Source organism: Streptomyces caelestis, from assembly GCF_014205255.1.
Classification (GTDB): domain Bacteria; phylum Actinomycetota; class Actinomycetes; order Streptomycetales; family Streptomycetaceae; genus Streptomyces; species Streptomyces caelestis.
Window position 1 is genome coordinate 7,869,157 of sequence record NZ_JACHNE010000001.1, and the last position, 18,521, is coordinate 7,887,677.

The 18,521-nt window shown below is 73.4% G+C and carries 15 protein-coding genes; 12 read left to right on the plus strand and 3 right to left on the minus strand.

Features of this window, described 5'->3' with window-relative positions:
• Positions 1–4: 4 nt before the first annotated feature.
• Positions 5–2,581, plus strand: coding sequence for a helix-turn-helix transcriptional regulator (locus tag HDA41_RS35740; RefSeq protein ID WP_184991421.1), 2,577 nt, complete (start codon positions 5–7; stop codon positions 2,579–2,581).
• On the opposite strand, the gene HDA41_RS35745 is transcribed toward HDA41_RS35740, so the two are convergent.
• Complete coding sequence (locus tag HDA41_RS35745) at positions 2,563–3,582, minus strand: helix-turn-helix transcriptional regulator (protein WP_184991423.1); 1,020 nt, start codon at positions 3,580–3,582, stop codon at positions 2,563–2,565. The two genes, HDA41_RS35740 and HDA41_RS35745, sit on opposite strands and share 19 nt — an antisense overlap.
• An 89-nt stretch (positions 3,583–3,671) precedes the next feature.
• Here HDA41_RS35745 and HDA41_RS42455 point away from each other — a divergent pair, with 89 nt between their 5' ends.
• Positions 3,672–5,066: an FAD-binding oxidoreductase gene (locus HDA41_RS42455; protein WP_184991425.1), complete on the plus strand. Its 1,395-nt coding sequence runs from the start codon at positions 3,672–3,674 to the stop codon at positions 5,064–5,066.
• 13 nt (positions 5,067–5,079) lie between these two features.
• Positions 5,080–5,532 carry a hypothetical protein gene (locus HDA41_RS35755; protein ID WP_230299510.1) on the plus strand — a complete coding sequence of 151 codons (453 nt, stop codon included), beginning with the start codon at positions 5,080–5,082 and terminating at the stop codon, positions 5,530–5,532.
• A gap of 51 nt (positions 5,533–5,583) precedes the next feature.
• On the opposite strand, the gene HDA41_RS35760 is transcribed toward HDA41_RS35755, so the two are convergent.
• A complete protein-coding gene (locus tag HDA41_RS35760; protein WP_184991427.1) occupies positions 5,584–5,925 on the minus strand; it encodes a hypothetical protein in 342 nt (113 codons plus the stop codon).
• Positions 5,926–6,139: 214 nt separating this feature from the next.
• Here HDA41_RS35760 and HDA41_RS35765 point away from each other — a divergent pair, with 214 nt between their 5' ends.
• Together HDA41_RS35765 and HDA41_RS35770 are read left to right on the plus strand one after the other, a co-directional pair.
• Positions 6,140–7,237 (plus strand): phenylacetate--CoA ligase family protein, encoded by a 1,098-nt coding sequence (locus tag HDA41_RS35765; protein WP_376706838.1) that lies wholly within the window; start codon positions 6,140–6,142, stop codon positions 7,235–7,237.
• Complete coding sequence (locus HDA41_RS35770; protein ID WP_184991430.1) at positions 7,237–8,625, plus strand: aldehyde dehydrogenase family protein; 1,389 nt, start codon at positions 7,237–7,239, stop codon at positions 8,623–8,625. The genes HDA41_RS35765 and HDA41_RS35770 overlap by 1 nt, the downstream gene beginning before the upstream one ends.
• 63 nt (positions 8,626–8,688) lie before the next feature.
• On the opposite strand, the gene HDA41_RS35775 is transcribed toward HDA41_RS35770, so the two are convergent.
• Positions 8,689–9,576, minus strand: a complete 888-nt coding sequence (locus tag HDA41_RS35775; protein ID WP_184991432.1) for a LysR family transcriptional regulator — start codon at positions 9,574–9,576, stop codon at positions 8,689–8,691.
• A gap of 118 nt (positions 9,577–9,694) precedes the next feature.
• Here HDA41_RS35775 and HDA41_RS35780 point away from each other — a divergent pair, with 118 nt between their 5' ends.
• From HDA41_RS35780 to HDA41_RS35810, 7 genes are all read left to right on the plus strand, one after another.
• Entirely contained in the window at positions 9,695–10,081 is a 387-nt protein-coding gene (locus tag HDA41_RS35780; RefSeq protein ID WP_184991434.1) for an acyl carrier protein, read from the plus strand.
• Positions 10,078–12,819 carry a type I polyketide synthase gene (locus tag HDA41_RS35785; RefSeq protein WP_184991436.1) on the plus strand — a complete coding sequence of 914 codons (2,742 nt, stop codon included), beginning with the start codon at positions 10,078–10,080 and terminating at the stop codon, positions 12,817–12,819. The genes HDA41_RS35780 and HDA41_RS35785 overlap by 4 nt, the downstream gene beginning before the upstream one ends.
• A gap of 38 nt (positions 12,820–12,857) precedes the next feature.
• On the plus strand, positions 12,858–13,655 hold the full coding sequence (locus HDA41_RS35790; RefSeq protein WP_184991438.1) for a thioesterase II family protein: 798 nt from the start codon (positions 12,858–12,860) through the stop codon (positions 13,653–13,655).
• The gene (locus HDA41_RS35795) at positions 13,643–14,704 is read left to right on the plus strand and encodes an aldo/keto reductase (protein ID WP_184991440.1); all 1,062 of its coding nucleotides are present in this window, start codon (positions 13,643–13,645) and stop codon (positions 14,702–14,704) included. Before HDA41_RS35790 ends, HDA41_RS35795 begins: the two co-directional genes overlap by 13 nt.
• Positions 14,701–15,138: a lipocalin-like domain-containing protein gene (locus HDA41_RS35800; protein WP_184991446.1), complete on the plus strand. Its 438-nt coding sequence runs from the start codon at positions 14,701–14,703 to the stop codon at positions 15,136–15,138. Before HDA41_RS35795 ends, HDA41_RS35800 begins: the two co-directional genes overlap by 4 nt.
• Before the next feature lie 44 nt (positions 15,139–15,182).
• The gene (locus HDA41_RS35805; RefSeq protein ID WP_184991449.1) at positions 15,183–15,998 is read left to right on the plus strand and encodes an SAM-dependent methyltransferase; all 816 of its coding nucleotides are present in this window, start codon (positions 15,183–15,185) and stop codon (positions 15,996–15,998) included.
• Between the two features lie 61 nt (positions 15,999–16,059).
• Entirely contained in the window at positions 16,060–18,399 is a 2,340-nt protein-coding gene (locus HDA41_RS35810) for an FAD-dependent oxidoreductase (protein ID WP_184991451.1), read from the plus strand.
• Positions 18,400–18,521: the final 122 nt, after the last annotated feature.

Here is an 18,521-nt window from a genome sequence, read left to right on the forward strand (position 1 = left end):
CCGGATGACCGCCCGCACGGAGGACGCCACCGACCGGTGGCCGCTGGTGGACCGGGAAGCGCCGCTCGCCGAGATCGACGCACTCGCCGCGCGCGGCCGCGGCGTCCTGCTGACCGGGCTGCCCGGAACGGGCCGGACACGGCTGCTGCGCGAGGCGCTCCACCGGTCGGGGCGCTCGGCCGCCGTGGCCGACCACGAGACGCTGCCGACCCTGCCGGAACCGTCCGCCCCGGCCGCCGGACCGCCTCCGCTCCTGGCCGTCGACGACGCCCACCGGCTGCCCCCGGCGCCCGCGCAGCGATTGGCGGCCCTCGTGCGGCAGGGCCGGATCCTCCTGCTCGCCACAGCGCTCCGCGGCGCCCCGCTGCCTGCCCCGATCGCCGAGTTGCGCAGGGAAGAACTGCTCGGATCCGTCGCGACGACCCCCTTCGACCTGGCCGGGACCACGCGCGCCCTGCGCGCCAGACTGGGCAGTCAGGTCGCCACCGACACGGCGGCCCGGCTGTGGGAACTCACTGGCGGCAACCCCTTGTTGCTCGCGGAGCTGGTCGAGGCGTCGATCGCCGACGGCACCCTGCGCCCGGCACAGGGACTGTGGCAGTGGCAGCGGAGCCCCACGGGCCGGCGGCCCGCCGGACGGGTCCGCCAGGCCGTCGAACGGCTGTCGGGGCCGCTGGACGCGGCGGAGCGGGAGCTGATCGCCCTGCTCGCGCTGGGCGGACCGCTGTCCGAGGAACTGCCGCTCATCGCCGAGCTGGCCGAGGCCGCGGACCGGCTGCTCCGCCGGGGGGTCGTGGCAGCCGAACCGGCCGTCCGCGGTCGCCGGTTGCGCCTGTCCCGGCCCCTGAGCGGGCACGTGATCCTCACCGAGTTGCCCCCGCGGCAGGCGTGCGCGCTGCGCGTGCGGCTCGCCGACGCGCTGGACCAGGCAGGAGGCGCCCGTCAGGAGAAGGCCGCCGTGCTGCTGTCCGTGGCGCTGCGCGTCGACGCCGGCCAGACGCCGTCGGCCGCCCGGTTGCGGACGGCGGCCGAAGTCGCCCTGCGGCGCTGCGACTTCGCCGCTGCCGAACGGTTCGCACGTCTCGCCCTCGATGACGCCCCGAACGCCGCGCCGGGCGCCGACGCCGCGTCGGCACTGCTGCTGGGCCGGGCACTGTCGGGGCAGGGGCGCGGCACGGAGGCCGAGGCCGCGCTCGCCGCGGCGGACCGGCACAGCGGCGACGTACTTGCCGCCCGGGTGCGCAACCTGGCCTGGACGATGCGTCGTGTCGAGGCGGCCGCCGCCCTCGCCGAGCGCGTCCCGGACCGGTCGGGCCGCCTCCTGCGGGCGACCGTCGGGCTGCTGCGGGACCGCATGGGCGACGTGGCCGGGAGCGGGGAGACCGCGCCGCGCGAGGCCTCCGGCTCATGGGCGGCGCGGTCCTGTGCCCCCATCGCCGCCTTCGCGCGCGTGGAGACGGAAGGCAGCGCGGCCGCTTCGGCCTTGCTGGAGCGGTGCCGCCAGGTGGAGAACCGGACCGAGCACGACCGGATCATGTACGCGGCGGTCGGCGCGTACATCGCCGTCGAGGCCGGTGACGACCCCGGCCTGCGCCACCACCTGGACAGGCTGCGCCGTACGGCCGCTCCCTACGATCAGCGGGTCCGGGTGTGGGGGGAAGCCGTCGAGGCGCGTGCCCACCGGGCCGGCTGCCGGCTGCCGGAAGCCGTCGCGCTGCTGCGGCGGGCCGCTGCCGCTCCGGAGGGCCAGGACTGGTTCACCACCCGGCCCTGGCTCCTGGCGCAGCTCGCGGGCGCGCTGGCCGAGTCGGGGCAGCACACAGAAGCGGTCCGCACCCTGATCGAGGTGCGGGTCGCGGTCCGCCGGACACCGCGCTACCCGCTCGCGGAGGACCACATCGCGCTGGAGGAGGCCCGTGTCCTGGGCCGGTCGGGTGATGTACCGGGGGCCCTGCGCCGTGCCGAGGAGGTGGCGCGGCGCTCGGCCGCCGCCGGGCGGAAGGCCACGGCCCTGGCGGCCCTGCACCTGCTGGCCCGGCTGGGCCGAGCGGCTGCCGCCGCCGAACTGCTGGACGCCCTCGGTGTCGCGGTGCGCTGCCCGGTCGGCGAACTGCGCGCCCTGCACGTGCGGGCCCTGGCTGCCCGGGATGCCGCGCACCTCGACGACCTGGCCGACCGGTTCGCCCGGCTCGGCCGGTTTCCCCTCGCGGCGGAGTGCGCGAGCCAGGCGCACCGGCTGAGCCGGGACGCGGGCCGGCACCGGGCCGCCCGGGCCTCTCTCGCGGCGTGCCGCGGCCATCTCGCCGCCACGGTCGGCACGGAACTGCCCGGCTGGGCCGTCTCCTCCGGCCCCTCCGCACCGGCACGCCGGCTCCCACTCACCGCGCGCGAGCACCAGACGGCGAGCCTGGCGGCGTCCGGGCTGGACAACCTGGAGATCGCGCGGCGGCTGTCGGTCTCGGTCCGTACCGTCGAGAACCATCTGTACCGGGCCTACGGCAAGCTCGGCATCACCTCGCGGGCGGAACTGGGCGGGCACGTCGAGGCGCGGACCGGGCTCGCTCAGCCGCTGGCCGGGTAGAGCTCGGCGAGAGCGGCGATCATCCGGGAGATCGCCTCGACCGCCTCCGGCGGATCCAGCACCTCGACGTCGGTCCCGAACTGGAGCAACTGGCAGACGGCGGCCGGCACCGGGTAGTCCAGCTCGACCGTGAGCCATTCGGTGTCCGCCTCCGCGGCGCTGTCGGTGTCCGCCGGCGCCGGGGGCTGCGTGGCCGGCTCGGGCGCCCCGACGACTCCGCGGAAGTTCGCGCGGGCGAGCCTCTGCAGCATGTCCAGGCGCCGGCGCCTGACCCGGGCCCGGACCACGATCCCCGGCTCGCGGTTCTCCACCCGCCGCCGCAGTTCCTCCCACACCCGCACCAGTTGCATCCCCTCCCGGCGGCGTACGGGCTCGGTGGTCACGGCGACGCCCCCGAGCCGGTCGGTACGGAACAGCTGCGCCTGCCCGGCGTGGTCGGCGACGAGGTACCAGGTGCCCGCCTTGGACACCAGTCCGTACGGATCGACGGTGTAGGTGTGCACCGAGGTGCTGCCGCTGTGCCGGTAGGCGATGCGCAGCCGGCGGTCGGCGAGGACGGCGTCGTACAGCTCGTCCATGCCGGACGCGTCCTGCCGCGGCCCCGAGAGCCAGCCGTCCGGGTCGATCAGCAGCCGCCGGCTGGTCAGTTCGGCCACCGGCCGGTGTGGCGCGGGCAGCGCGGCCATCATCTTGCGCAGGGCGGAGCCCATCGCCTGGTCCAGCCCCAGCGCCGAGTGCGCGCTCTGGCCCACGAGGACGAACAGGGCCCTCGCCTCGTCGCGGGTCAGCCCGGTCATGTCCGTGCGGAATCCGGGCAGCAGACGGATGCCCCCGTACCGGCCGCGCTCGGCGTACACCGGGACACCGGCCGCCGACAGGGCCTCGACGTCGCGGTACACCGTGCGCACCGAGACCTCCAGGCGGTCGGCGAGTTCGCTGGCCGGAACCAGGTCCCGGTGCTGGAGCAACAACAGGATGGACAGCAGTCGGTCGGACTTCACCCTTCCGAGTGTCGGGCATACCTGACGGTGGCTGTCAGGTTTCGGTCTGAGGATGACGCGTGCCGGTACGAACCGAAACGGAGAATTCTGTGAAGCACGACGACATCCAGGCACTCGCCTCCCGGGTCACAGGCCCCGTCCTCCTCCCGGGTGACCAGGACTTCGACGAGGAGCGCACCGGAGCGAACCTCGCCGTGCGGCACCGGCCCGACGTGATCGTCGGGGCCGCGCGGTCCCAGGACGTCCAGGAGGCGGTCCGTTTCGCCGCGGAGCACGGGCTGCCCGTCGCCGTGCAGGCCACGGGGCACGGGTATGCCGGCGCCGCAGACGGAGGGCTGCTGATCACGACGGGCCGGATGACCGGTGTGGAGGTCGACGCGGACCGCCGCACGGTGACCGTCGAGGCGGGCGCTCGCTTCGAGCAGGTGATCCCGGCGACGGCTCCGCACGGTCTGGCACCGCTCAACGGATCGGCCCCGCACGTCGGCGTCGTCTCCTACGTCCTCGGCGGCGGTGTGGGCCTGCTGGTACGCACCTACGGTTACGCCTCGGACCGAGTGCGTTCCCTTCAGGTGGTGACCGCGGACGGCGCGCTGCGCCAGGTCACCGCGGACAGCGACCCCGATCTGTACTGGGCGCTGGTGGGCGGCCGGGACAACTTCGGGATCGTGACCCGGCTGGAAATGGACCTCGTCCCGGTGGCCCGGGTGTACGGCGGCGGTTTCTTCTTCGACGCCGAGGCGGCGCCCGATGTCCTGAGCGCGTACGTGCGGTGGACGTCCGATCTGCCCCGGGAGATGAACTCCTCGGTGGCCCTGATTCCGATGCCGGACGACCCGGAGGTGCCCGAGCCGATGCGGGGCCGGCACGTCTACCACGTGCGGATCGCCTACACCGGCAGCGCGGCGGAGGGCGAGCGGCTGGTGGCCCCGCTGCGGGACGCCGGCCCGGTCCTGATCGAGGACCTGCGGGACATGCCGTACACGGAGAGCGGCTCCATCCACGACGAACCCCCGGGCCCGGTCCCCTTCCAGCGCGAGACCGTGATGCTGCGGGAAGCGGGCGACGACGTGCTGCGCGTGCTCCTGGAGCACACGGGCCCGCAGGCGCCGCTGCCGGTCGTCGTGGAGCTGCGGCACCTCGGCGGCGCCCTGGCGACACCGCCCGAGCGGCCCAACTCCGTGGCCCACCGGGACGCCGGCTATCTGCTGTCCGTCGTCACCCTGCTGTTCGGGATCACCGAGGAGGACACCCGGCCGATGTACAAGCAGCTCCGCGAGGCACTGCGGCCGGTCTCGACCGGCGCCGGGCTGAACTTCCTGGGACACGGCGCGAACGCCGGTGAGGAGGCGATCCGCACCGCGTACGCACCCGCCGACCTCGACCGGTTGGCCAGGCTCAAGGCCGTCTACGATCCGGGCAACCTCTTCCGCCTGAACTACAACATCCCGCCAGCGGGCGACGGCCCGGCCGGGGCGGCCTGAACCGGAGGCGGCCATGACCAGTTCACCGACGTCCCCCGGCTCGGCCGCCGACCGCCACGAGCGGTCCGGAACCCGTACCGGCGAGGGGATGCGCCGGGTCCTCGTCCTGGACGCGACGGGGATGGGCGTCGTGGGCATCGGCTATCTCGCCGCCGCACAGCCGCTCGGCCGGCTGTTCGGACCGGACACGGCGCTGGTGGCTCTCGTCGGCGCGGTGATGCTGGCGCTGGGGGCCGGCATCGCGGCCGTGGCCCGCCTGCGCCGGATCCCGGCCGCGGCCGTGCGTGCCGTGATCGGCTGCGGTGTCCTGTGGATCCTGCTCAGCCTGGCGGCCCTGGCCTTCGGATGGCTCGACCTCACGACCGCCGGGGTGGTGTGGACCTGGCTCCAGATCGTCCCGGTCGCGGTGTTCGCGTCCTGGCAGACCGCCGTTCTCCTGCGACGCGATCCGAGCGACGGGTCCTAGACGCGAGCCCGTCCTCCGTCCACTCCCTGCGCGAGACGTCCCGCGGCCCCGCTACTCGGCCGGATCGGACAGTCCCGGCCCGAGGCCGCCCAGCGACGGCGGGGAGTGGACTCCTTCCACGGTCGCCTCCACGTCGAACCACTCGCGGAACGCGAGGGGGCGTCCTATCAACTCGCCCGCGCTGCGCGGCAGTTCCGCGGCTCTGGCGGCCTCTTCCGACTCCCAGATCAGCACCGCGCCCCAGCGGTGCCGTTCCGGGTCGGACACCCAGACCTTCAGCAGCAGGCCGGGGATGTCCGCCCAGTTCCCGGCCTCCTCGCGCAGGAAGCCGCGCAGTGAATCGGCGTCGTGATCCGAATCGGTCAGGTCCCACCAGGCGATCATGGCCTTCATGCGGCTCAGTCTAGGAACGCCGCATCCGACCGTCCGCCGGTACTCAGCCCGCCCCGCGGCACGCGCCGGGGGCGGGCTGAGTACCGGCTGTTCCCGCCTGCCGACGGTCACCGATGATCGGACGCCCGCGGTGCGCCGGCCCGGCATCGGGACCGGTCAGGCCCGGCCACGGCCGTCCGCCGCGTCCGAGAAGCCCACCTGAGGAGGACTTGTGGTGCGCGCCGAGCAGTCGATTCTCGATCTGCCCCACGACGCCGACCCGGACCCTGACGAACTGGTCCGGGCCGCGATGCGCTGGCACTTCAGCCCGGACACGGGCTCGCCGTTCTGGCTCGCGCGGGCGGCGTCGCTGGACTTCGATCCGCTGTCCGACGTCAAGACGTACGACGACCTCACGCTGTTCCCCAACGTCGCCGCCGAACTGCGTGACGTACCCGCCGCCGACCTCGTGCCGCGCGGCTACGGCGACCGGCCCGACATCGTCGGAGTGTTCGAGAGCGGCGGCACGACCGGAGCCCCCAAGCGTGTGGTCTGCCCCAGCGACTGGCTGGCCAAGCTGGTCGACTGGAGCAACCGCAACCTGGACGTGCACGGCTTCCCGCGGGGCGCCGACTGGCTGGGCATCACACCCTCGGGCCCGCACCTCGTCGGCGAGATCTTCCGCCGGTCGGCCCTCACCCACGGCCGGTACGGCTTCCAGGTCGACCTCGACCCTCGCTGGGTCAAGCGCCTCATCAAGGACGGCAAGGGAACCCAGGCGGATGCCTACGCCGAGCACGTCATCGACCAGGCCGCGCACATCCTGCGCACCCAGCCGATCGGCGTGCTGACGGTGACGCCGCCTCTTCTCGCGCGCATCGCGCAGCGCGAGGAACTCGTCGAACTGGTCAACGAGAAGGTACGGGCCATCCGCTGGGGCGGCACGCAGATGGACACGGACACCGCCGAGCTGTACCGCACCGAGATCTTCCCCGACGCGACCCTCTACGGCCACTACGGCAGCACGATGATCCTCGGCATCGCCGGCCAGCGTCACGGCACCCAGCCGGGGGAGCCGTGCGTGTTCGACACCTTCTCCCCCTACATCACCTTCCAGGTCGTCGACCCGGTCTCGGGCGGGCCCGTCGCGTACGGCGAACGCGGTCAGGTGGTGATGCACCACGTCAGCAAGGCGCTGCTGCTGCCCAACAACCTCGAACGGGACACCGCGGTACGCGTGCCCGCGCCCGAGGGCCGGATCGGCGACTCCGCGGCGGACATCGCACCGGTGGAACGGTTCGAGGACGAGGCCGTGATCGAGGGGGTCTACTGATGGAGCCGACCGCCCAGAGCCCCGGGCTTCCCCTGATCGACGCGCTCGGCCCGAGCGGCCCCTACCGCACCCATCGCCGTCAGACGATCCCCGGAGTGACCGGGGCGCCAGTGGCGGAGCTGAGCCTCGCCCCCGAGCTGTACGTCAACCGCACCATGAAGGCCCTGCGCGAGGCGGCGCCCCCGCCCGCCGAGGAGCGGTCAGCCATGCTGGCGCGCGCGGCCGGGCTGTTCGGCTCCGCGGTGCTGGGCGGTATGACGCTCCAGGAGTACGAGTCGGCGGTCACCCGCGTCTCGGGCGTGCCCCTCACCGCGGTCCGCACCGCCACCCGGGTGCTCTCCGAACGGGTCGGGCAGGCCTGGAGCAGTGCCCATCAGGCCCGGCCCCGGGGCGCCGTGGCCGACCGGCACGATCCGCTGGTCCGGTCGGGGCAGGCCGTGTGGGCCCGGCGGGGCCAGGTCCTCGCCGTCCACGTGCCCGGCAACTACCCCGGCACCCACGGCTACTGGCCCGAGGCCCTGGCCCTCGGCTACCGGGCCGCCGTGCGGCCCTCGCGCCGGGAGCCCTTCACCGCGCAGCGATTGGTGCTGGCCCTGCACGAGGCCGGATTCGACGGCGACCAGGTGGCCCTGCTGCCCTGCGGCCACGAAGCGGCCGACGTCCTCGTGCGCGGCGCGGATCTCGCCTACGGCGGTGACGAGATCATCCGGCGGTACGCCGACGACCCGGGGGTGCTCTCCCTGCGGCCGGGACGCTCCAAGATCCTCCTGACGGCCGACACCGACTGGCGCGAGCACCTCGACATGGTCGTCGACTCGGTCGGCCGCAACGGCGGTACGGGCTGCGTCAACACCACCGCGGTACTCGTCGAGGGCGACCCGGCCCCCGTCGCCGCGGCCATCGCCGAACGTCTGGCCGCCCGGCCGAGCCTGCCGCCCGACGACCCCAAGGCGTGCCTGCCGGTCCAGCAGACCGACGCGGCACGCACCCTGGAGCGCCACGTGCTGGAACGGGCACGGGGGACCCGGGCCTGGCTGGGCGGTACCGGCTTCGTCGACGAACTCGGCGACGGAAGCGCCGTGTTGCGTCCCACCGTGCACCAGGTGGAATCGCCGGACGCCCCGCAGGTCGGTGCCGAATTCCCCTTCCCCTGCGTGTGGGTGGCACCGTGGAGCCGCACGGACCACGGCGTCGCGCCCCTGCGGGACACGCTCGTCCTGACCGCGGTGACCCAGGACGAGGCGCTGATCGACGCCCTGGCCGACGAGCCCACCATCAGCAACCTGTACATCGGCGACACGGCCACCCACTGGCACCGCCCCGGACTGCCGCACGACGGGTACCTGGGCGAGTTCCTGATGCGGACGGCCACCATGGTTCGCCTCTGACGAGCCGCGGCCCCCGCCGTCGGCAGGGATCGAGAACGGCCCGGGCGGGAAGACCGACGGCTCTCACGAGGGTGCGAGAACCGCTCCGGCCAGATCGATGAACGCCTGGCCCGCCGGGCTCATGGCACGCTCGGCCGACCAGGCCAGGGCGATGCGAGCCCGCAGGCCCGGTGCCGAGATCTCCACGCCGCGGATCCGGCTCCCGTGCCGCCGGACGGACGGGGCGGGCAGGACCGCCACCCCCAGTCCCCGCTCGGCGAGTTCCACGAGCCGCTGCGGGTCCCCGGCCTCCATGGTGACCCGCAGCGGGATGCCGGCGCTCTCGCACGCCTCCTCCAGCATGGTCCGCAGACCGGTGCCGCGCGGCAGGCAGAGCAGCGGCCTCTCGCACAGTTCCGCCAGGGACACGGCGCCGCGCCCCGCCAGGGAATCCTCCGGCGCCATCCCGGCCACAGCAGGCTCGTCCACCACGAGCCGGTGGTGCAGGCCCTCCGGCGCCTTCGTGGCCACGCCGATCAGCGCGACGTCGAGATCCCCCGCGCGCAACCCGGCCGCGAGCTGGTCGGAGGGCGCCTCCACCAGGCGTATCTCCACCTCCGGGTAGCTCCGGTGGAAGTCCGCCAACAGGTCGGTCACGGGAACCGACGAGCAGGACGTGACGATGCCGACGGAGAGGCTGCCGCGCACCAGTCCGGCCAGCTCGTCCAGCGCCAGCCGACCTCCCGACACCGCGTCGAGGGCCGCTCTGGCATAGGGCAGGAAGGTGGTCCCGGCCTGGGTCGGCCGTACCTCGGGCCCGGAGCGGTCCAGCAGTTGCTGGCCCAACTCCCGCTCCATACGGCGTATCTGCGAACTCACGCCGGGCTGCGCGACATGCAGACGCTCGGCGGCCCTGGTGAAACTCCGCTCCTCCACCACCGCGAGGAGGTACTCCAGCTGGCGCAGCTCCATAACCATCCCTTCTGAGCGGCAGCCGATCACGTTATTGGACCGGCCGGAAGCCGCGCGACCACGATGACCATGCCGGACGACAGCACACACCAGCAGGTCAGGGAGGCGTGAGGGCTGCATGAACTCGCATAGGCATGATGCCCGTTACCCGGCGGCCGGAGGCGACCCGGTACAGGTCGTGACCGAGCTGTGGTGCGAGGTGTTGTCACTGCCCGAGGTGAACCCTTCGGACAACTTCTTCGACCTGGGCGGGCATTCCGTGCTGCTCCACGCCGTCCAGGAGGGGCTGCGTGCCCGCCTCGGCCGCGACGTACCCCTGGTCGACCTGTTCCAGTACCCCACGGTTCGCGCCCTGGCCGCCCACCTCGCCGAGCCCGCCGGTGCCGACGGAACCGGCCCCGCGCCCGGCGGCCGGCTCGCCCGTGTCGAGGCGGGGCGCAGGCGAGGACCCGCCGAGCCGTTCGCGCCGGCATCCCGGCACGATGAGGAGGACGAGGACTGGTGAGCCACGACAGCGACGACCCCACGCAGGAGACCGGCCGGCACATCGCGATCATCGGCATGGCCTGCCGATTCCCCGGCTCGGAGAGCCCCGAGGCGTTCTGGCGGAACCTGGCCGACGGAGTCGAGTCCATCACCCGTCGCGCCCCCGAGCCCGTACCCGGGGCCCGGGCCGACGGCACGACCGAGCGCTACACGCCCGCGCGCGGCCTGCTCAAGGACCCCGAGTGGTTCGACGCACGCCACTTCGGCTACACCCCCAGGGAGGCCCGTCTCATCAGCCCGCAGCACCGCCTCTTCCTGGAGTGCGCGAGCGAGGCACTGGACAGCGCCGGCCAGGATCCCGCACGCAGCCGCCACGTCTTCGGCATCTTCGGCGGCGGCACCGACATCGGCTACGCGCAGACCCTGCGCGAACGCCGCGCCGAGCTCCCCGCGGTCACCGACTGGGAGATCCTCCTCGGTTCCGCTCCCGACTACCTCGTCTCCCGCGTCGCCTACAAGCTCGGCTTCACCGGACCGGCCGTCACCGTCCAGACCGCCTGTTCCACTTCGCTGGTCGCCGTGCACATGGCGGTCCGAGCGCTGCTGACGGGGGAGTGCGACGTCGCGCTCGCGGGAGCCGCCGCCGTGCACGCCCCGGCCAAGGAGAGCCAGTACACGCCCGGCGGCATCATCTCCGCCCGCGGCCAGTGCCGCGCGTTCGACGCCGAGGCGGACGGAACGATCGGCGGCGACGGCGTCGGCGTGGTCGTCCTCAAGAGGCTGGCGGACGCGCGAGCCGACGGCGACCGCGTTCTCGCCGTCGTGCGCGGCACCGCGATCAACAACGACGGGGCGGAGCGCATCGGCTACACGGCACCCGGCGTGTCCGGTCAGGCCGCGGTCATCCGCGAGGCCCAGCTCGCCGCCGGGATCCACGCCGAGAGCATCGGATACGTCGAGGCCCACGGCACCGCCACCCCGCTGGGGGACCCCATCGAACTGACCGCCCTCACCCAGGCGTTCCGCCGCGACACCGACCGCACCGGCTACTGCTGGATCGGCTCGGTCAAGACCAACATCGGGCACACCGACGCCGCCGCCGGGGCCGCGGGGCTCATCAAGACGGTCCTCGCGCTGCAGCACCGCCAGATACCGCCGAGCCTGCACTTCGACAAGCCGAACCCGCAGTTCGACTTCGACGCCAGCCCTTTCCGCGTCGCCGCGCGGCTCACGCCCTGGCCGGTGTCCGACGGGCCGCGACGGGCAGCGGTCAGCGCGTTCGGCATCGGCGGCACCAACGCCCACGTCGTCCTGGAGGAGGCACCACCGCAGTCTCCCGGCGAGCCACCCGCGAGTCGTGCGCACCTCCTGGTGCTCTCGGCCGACACCCCGACGGCTCTGACCGCGACAGCCCGGAGGCTGGCCGACCGGCTGCGTGCCACGGCCGCCGAGGGCACCCTGTCCAACTCCGAACTCGCCGACACCGCCTGGACCTTGCAGACCGGGCGCCGAGAGCTTCCCTGCCGTGCCTACGCCGTGGTGCGCGGCACCGACGACGCCGCGGCGGTCCTCGCGGACCCGGACGCCTCCGGCCTGGTCACCGCCTCCGCCCGGCCCGAGCCGTCCCCGATCGCCTTCCTGTTCTCCGGAGCCGCGGGGCTGGGGCCGTCGCCCGAGCGCTACGCGACCGAGCCCGGCTACCGCGAGGCGGTGGACGCCTGCCGGGCCGCGGCCGGTCTGACCGGTGAGGCGCACGAGGACGTCCTGCGCCCCCCTGCCGACGACGGTTCGACGACCGCCCTCGTGGCCTCCTTCGCCCACGAGTACGCGCGGGCCATGACGTGGATCCAGCGCGGCATACGGCCCGACGCCGTCCTGGGCACGGGCCCGGGCACCCTGGCCGCCGCAGCCGTGGCCAAGGCCCTGCCGGTCACCGACGCCGTCGGCATCCTCCTCGGCATGACGTCGCGGCCGCCGGGTGCGGCACTCGCCTCCGAGGCCTCCCTCACCGCCGCGTTCGCCGCCGCGAGCCTCCGGCCGCCGAAGGTACCGGTCGTGTCGGCCGCGCTCGGCCGTGCCCTCACCGACGGGGAGGTCACGGACCCCGGCCACTGGGCGCGCGCCGCGCTCTGCGAGGACGAGACCCTCATCGGACGCGGCCTGTCGCACCTGCTCGGCGGAGCGTCGCGGATCCTGCTGGAGGCGTCCGGGCACCGGCCCCTGCTCACCCTGGCCGCCACCCGCCCCGAGTGCACGGACGACCACCTGCTGCTCCCCGTGCCGGTACCGTCCGCCGACGACACCGCCGCCGAACTCGACACCCTCGGACGGCTGTGGCTGAACGGAGCGGCGGTGCGCTGGCACCACGTGCACGGCGGCCGGTTCCGCAGGCGGGTGCCGCTGCCGGCCTACCCGTACGAGCGTGAGCGTTTCCTGGTGGAACCCGCCGTACGGCCCGCTGCCGAGGACACCACCGCAGGCTCCGGCACCAACCCCCGGACATCCCCCGGGACACAGGAGACCGGCCGCCCCGAGGTCCTGCCGACCCTTCTCGGTCTGTACGCCGAGATCCTCGGTTTCGCCGATGTGAGCGCCTCGGACAACTTCTTCGACCTCGGGGGCGACTCCCTGGTCGCGTCCCGGCTCGTGGAGCGGATCCGGGAGGTGTTTCCGGTGGACATCGACGTCCTGTCGGTGTTCGAGGCCCCCGAGCCCGCAGAACTCGCCACCACGATCGAAGCGCTCCTCACCGCATGAGCTCCCCGAACCGCACGCCATACACCCTGAGGTGTCCCATGCCCGAGAGAAACCCGGCGCCACGCTGGCTGATCAGCCGCCGGGAACGTCCCGAAGCGGTGCTGAATCTCTACGTCTTCGCCCACGCGGGCGGATCGGCCGGCGAGTACCTGATGTGGGCCGACGACCTGCCCGAGCTGCGCGTGTGGGGCGTCCAGCTCCCTGGCCGGTCCTCGCGGTTCGCCGAACCCCCCTACGAGCGGCTCGAGCCGCTCGTCGACGACCTGACCGCCCAGGCCGCCTTCGATGGCCCGTGCGTGTTCCTCGGACACAGCTTCGGCGCCCTGGTGGCCTACGAGACCGCTCGGGCCCTGCACCACGCGGGCCGCCCGGGCCCGGACCACCTCCTCCTCTCCTCCTGCCGGCCCCCGCACCTCCTCGGCACCGGCCGCTCGTCGCGCACGCCCCTGACGGACCTGTCCGACGACGACCTGCTCGCGGCGGTCGAGGAGCGCTGGGGGCCGCTGTCGGAGCAGGCCCGCACCGACGCGGGGCTGCGCCGCATGGTGCTGCGCACGCTGCGGTCGGACCTGAGCGTCCTGGAGGCGTACGAGCACCGGCCCGGGCCGCCCCTGCCCATCCCGGCGACGCTGCTGTGCGGGGCAGAGGAGAGCGGTCAGCTCGACATGGACAGCTGGAGCGAGCAGCTCGGCCGCGTCCAGGAACGGCTCGTCCTGCCCGGGGGCCACTTCTACTTCCGCTCCGACCCCAGGCCCCTCCTGGACGTCATCCGTGCAACGGCCCGGTCCCTGGCCATCACCGCACAGACGGGAGCAACCGAGCGATGCACCACCTGACCTTCGGCCGGCGCTGCGGCCTGAGAGTGTCCGCCTGCGCCCTCGGCACCGTCAACTTCGGCACCCGCTGGGGAGGAGGCGCACAGGAGAAGGAGGCCCGCGCCGTCTTCGAGCGGTTCGCGGACGCCGGCGGCACCTTCATCGACACGGCCGACTGCTACCAGGACGGCCAGGCGGAGACTCTCCTCGGGGAGTTCCTGGCCACCCGGCGCGACCAGTTCGTACTGGCCACGAAGTACTCGTACGGCCTGAGCGCGGACGACCGGGGCCCGCAGACGACCGGGAACTCCCGCAGCGCCATGATCCGTTCGCTGGAGGGCAGCCTGCGCCGACTGCGGACCGACCACGTGGACCTGTACTGGGTCCACTTCCCCGACACGCTCACACCCGTGGACGAGATCGTCGCGGCCCTGGACGACCTCGTACGGGCCGGAAAGATCCGCTACGGGGGCCTGTCGAACTTCCCCGCCTGGCGTGTCGCGCGGGCCGTCACCCTCGGGGAACTGTCCGGCCGCAGCCCGGTGATCGGCATCCAGACCGAGTACAGCCTCGTCGAGCGCACCGCCGATCGCGAACTGCTCCCCATGGCCGAGGCCCTGGGGCTGGGAGTGGCGCTGTGGGGGCCGCTCGGCGGCGGGCTGCTGACCGGCAAGTACCGGCACAGCTCGGAGGGCCGGCTCACCGACTGGCAGGGCCGTGTCCTGCGCACCGAGTCGGACGGTCACCGCACCGCCGTCCTCGACGAGGTACTCGCCGTCGCCAAGGAGGCGGGGGCGCCGTCGGCCCAGGTCGCGGTCGCCTGGCTCCACGCCCGAGCGCGCCGGACGAACGCCGCTCAGGTGCCGGTCGTCGGACCGCGGAGCGTGGCGCAGCTCGACGACTACCTCGCCGCCCTGTCCCTCGAACTCGACGCAGCGCACCTGAGCCGGCTGGACGCCGTCAGCGCCCCACCGCTCGGTTCGCCGCACGAGATCGCGCTCAGCGCGCGCGGAGCCGTCCTCGGCGGGGACGCCGACCGTGTCGGTCCGCCCGCCCTGCCGGTCCCGTGACCGCGCCGCCACCGGCGCCGCGGCGCTCTCCGTCCGCCGGGCCGGACGAGGACCGGGACCGCGCCGCGCACCTCGTCGGCGTGTGGCGGTTGGTGTCCTTCCACACCCTCGCCCCCGACGGCTCCGTCCGCCCCGGTCCGCTCGGGGAGAGCCCCGAAGGGCTGCTCTTCTACAGCGCCGGCGGCCACGTGGCCGTCCACATGATGCCCGCCGACGGCCCTCCGCAGTACCTCAGCTACGCCGGAACCTGGCACCTCGACGGAGACCGCGTCGTGCACAACCTCACGGTCGCCGACCGCACCGAGTGGCTGGGGACCGACCAGGTCCGGCGGCTGGAGCTGGACGGCGACCGGCTCACGCTCACCGGCTCGGCCCTGTCCAGCCCCGACCGGCGGGTCCTGGTCTGGCAGCGGATCGCTCACGACGGGCTCTGACCGGACGCGAAACGACCTTGTCCGCACACCTATGGAGGCATGACATGGAACGGTCTTCCGACCGGCACTCGACGGGCACCGCCGCGCAGGCACCGAGTGTCGCCGGCATGTACGACTTCTACGCGGGAGGACAGCAGAGCCGGGACGCCGACCGGCAGGCCGCCACGGCCGCGATGGCGGCACTCCCCGGCCTCGATGTCGCCGTCAGCGCCAACCGGGCGTTCCTGCGGCGAGCGGTGAGGCATGCCGCCGAGCGTGGCGTCACACAGTTCCTCGACATCGGTTCCGGCTACCTCGCCCCCGGCGACGGGAACGTCCACGACGTCGCCCGGCGCGTCGTCCCCGACGCCCGCGTGGCCTACGTCGAACTCGACCCGGCCGGCGTCGCGCACAACCGCGCCCTGCTGCGGGACACCCCCGGAACGGTCGCCGTGCGGGGCGACTTCCTCAAGCCGCACGACATCCTCACGGACCCCGAGGTGTGCGCCGTCATCGACCTGGACCGACCGGTGGCGCTCCTGCTCGTGGCCGTTCTCCACTTCATCGAGGACAAGGACGACCCGTGGGGGAAGGTCGGTGAGCTGCGCGACGCCCTCGCGCCGGGCAGCCACCTGATCCTGTCCCACGCCTACATCAAGCCGGACACCGGCTCCGGTCCTGACGCGATCAAGGGGGTCTACCGCACGTTCGGTTCCTCCCTGCAGAACCGCGGGCCCGTCGAGACCGGCCGCTTCCTCGACGGCTTCACCCTGCTCGAACCTGGCCTGACGGCCATGGCCGACTGGCGTCCTGACCCCGACACGGAAACCGAACACCCCATGAGCCACAGCGGAGTGGTCGGAGTGGGGGTCAAGCCCTGACCGACCGCAGCCGTTCCGAGCCCGTCTTCAACAGCTCACGTCCCACAAGGAGTTCGCCCCGATGCCACACACACCGCAACAGGGCAGGGAAACCGGCTTCGACGTCATCGTCGTCGGCAATGGCGCCCTCGGCTCGTCCGCCGCCGTCGAACTGGCCCGCCGCGGAGCCTCGGTCGCCCTCATCGGCCGGGCCCACCGCCCGTACGCGGCCTCGACCGCGGCCGGCGCCATGCTCGGCTGCTTCGGCGAGGTGACCACCGCCCTGCTCGACAACGCCTACGGACAGGCCAAGTTCGAGCTGGACCTGCTGGCCAAGGACGTCTGGCCCCAGTGGCTGGAGAGCATCTCCGGCGGTGTGTCCGACGGCCGTGACCTCCTCACCGCGACCGGTACCACGGTGCTGCTCAACAGCGTCGGCACCGGCAGCATCGACACCGACAACTTCAACGCCATCCGCGCGACGCTGGAGAAGCACGACGAGCCCTACGAGACGGTCGACCCGGCGGACCTCGACTGGCTCGACCCCGACCCCAACTCCCGCCCCCTGCAGGCCCTCCACATCCCCGGCGAGCACGCGGTCGACTCCGGCCGGCTGCTGCACAGGCTGGAGCGGACCGCCCGGGACCTCGGCGTCACCGTGGTGGACGGCCACGCCTCGTCCGTGATCAGCGACGGCGACCAGGTGCGCGGCGTGGTGCTGGAGAACGGCGAGTCGCTCACCGCGGGGCAGGTCCTGCTCGCGGGCGGAGTCGGCACGCAGGACATGGTCGACTCCGTTCCCGGTCTCGGTGACTGCATCCCGCGGCTCGTCGCCGGGTACGGGGTCTCCGCTCTGGTCACCACCGAGGACGGCACCCAGCCCCAGTCGGTGATCCGGACCCCCAACCGCGCGTTCGCCTGCGGTCTGCACATCGTCCCGCGCAGTGCGGGCCAGGTCTATGTGGGCGCGACCAACATCATCAGCCCCCGGCCGCTGGCCGACCCGGTGATGCGCGACATCCTGTTCCTCCTCGAATGCTCCCACCGGCAGATCCGCCGCAACCTGTGGACGAGCACCGTCGTCCGGGTCAACGTGGGCAACCGGCCCATCTCCCTCGACGGGTTCCCCCTCCTCGGGGAGACCCCGCTCGACGGCCTGTGGATGATGACCGGCACCTACCGGGACGGCCTGTTCCTGTCGCCCGTGCTCGCCAAGGAGTTCGCCCGCCGCCTCCTCGGCGAGGAGCCCGAACTGAATCTGGAACCGTTCGCCCCGGAACGGGCCCCTCTCCAGGGGGTGTCGCGGGAGTCCGTCGTCGACACCACCGTCGAGCACACCCTGGCCACCGGCTACGAGCAGCACTGGCGGGTGCCCACCGACTGGCAGGAGTTCCTGGACGTCGGTCTCAAGCCCATCTACGCCGAGTGGGCGAAGGAACTCGACGCGGACTTCACCCCGCAGCCCGACCTGCTCGCCGCGGCCCGGCTGGAGCCTCAGCTGGTGACGTGGCTGCGCACCTATTACGACAACTGCCGTGCCCGGTTCGGCAGGCCGGGGGAGACCAGCCCCGCCGCCGGCGACCTGGTGGACAGCGCCGCCGAGTTCCTCACCGCGGCCCGGGTCCCGGCCCCGCGCGCCGACGCCCTGGCCCTCGCCGCTCACGCGCTCCCCGGCTACTCCCCGGAAACCGGCGCCGCGACGCCGGTGCCCACCGAGGGCGCCGAGCGTTTCTGGTCTCTCGTGGCACGACGGGCGGATCGGGAACCACTGGAGTATCTGCTCGGCCGGGCCCGGCTGTTCGACCTGGAACTCGAGGTCGGCGCCGGCGTCTTCGTCCCGCAGCCGCGTACCGAGGCCCTGGTGACCGAGGCCCTCGCCAGGTGCGACACCCCACGGCCCCGGGTCGTCGATCTGTGCACCGGTTCCGGGGCCGTCGCCCTCGCTGTCGGCGCGCTGCGCCCCGACGCCGTCGTCACCGGAGTCGACCACTCCGCCGATGCCCTGCGGTGGGCCAAGCAGAACGGCGACAAGCTGCGTTCCCGGGTCAAGGCCGAGGTCGACTTCGTCGAGGGCGACATCGCCGATCCTGAACTGCTCGCCGCTCTCGACGGCGGCGTCGACCTGGTCACCGCCGTCCCGCCGAACTTCCCCGACCGCCTCCAGGTCGTCCCGGAGACGTCGGTGTACCAGCCCGCGACGGCGATTCGCTCCGGCTGGGACGGACTCGACGCGATGCGCGCGGTGGCCGCGACCGCGGCGCGGCTGCTCAGGAAGGAAGGAGTGCTGGCCGTGGAGCACCACGACGCCCTCACCGACGCGGTGATCGAGATCGTCCGAGAGGCCGGATTCGATTCCGTCACCAGCCACACCGACCAGAATGGACACCCGAGGTTCGTGATCGCCCGGCGCGCGGCGGCCTGACCACCGGTGTCCCTGACCGGGCGGCACGCCCGGTCAGGGACACCGCCTCGCCGCGCACCGCCCGCACCACCGAGAAGTCCGCCGGCCGGTCCACGTCCGGCTGAGCCGCATGGAGAGGAAGA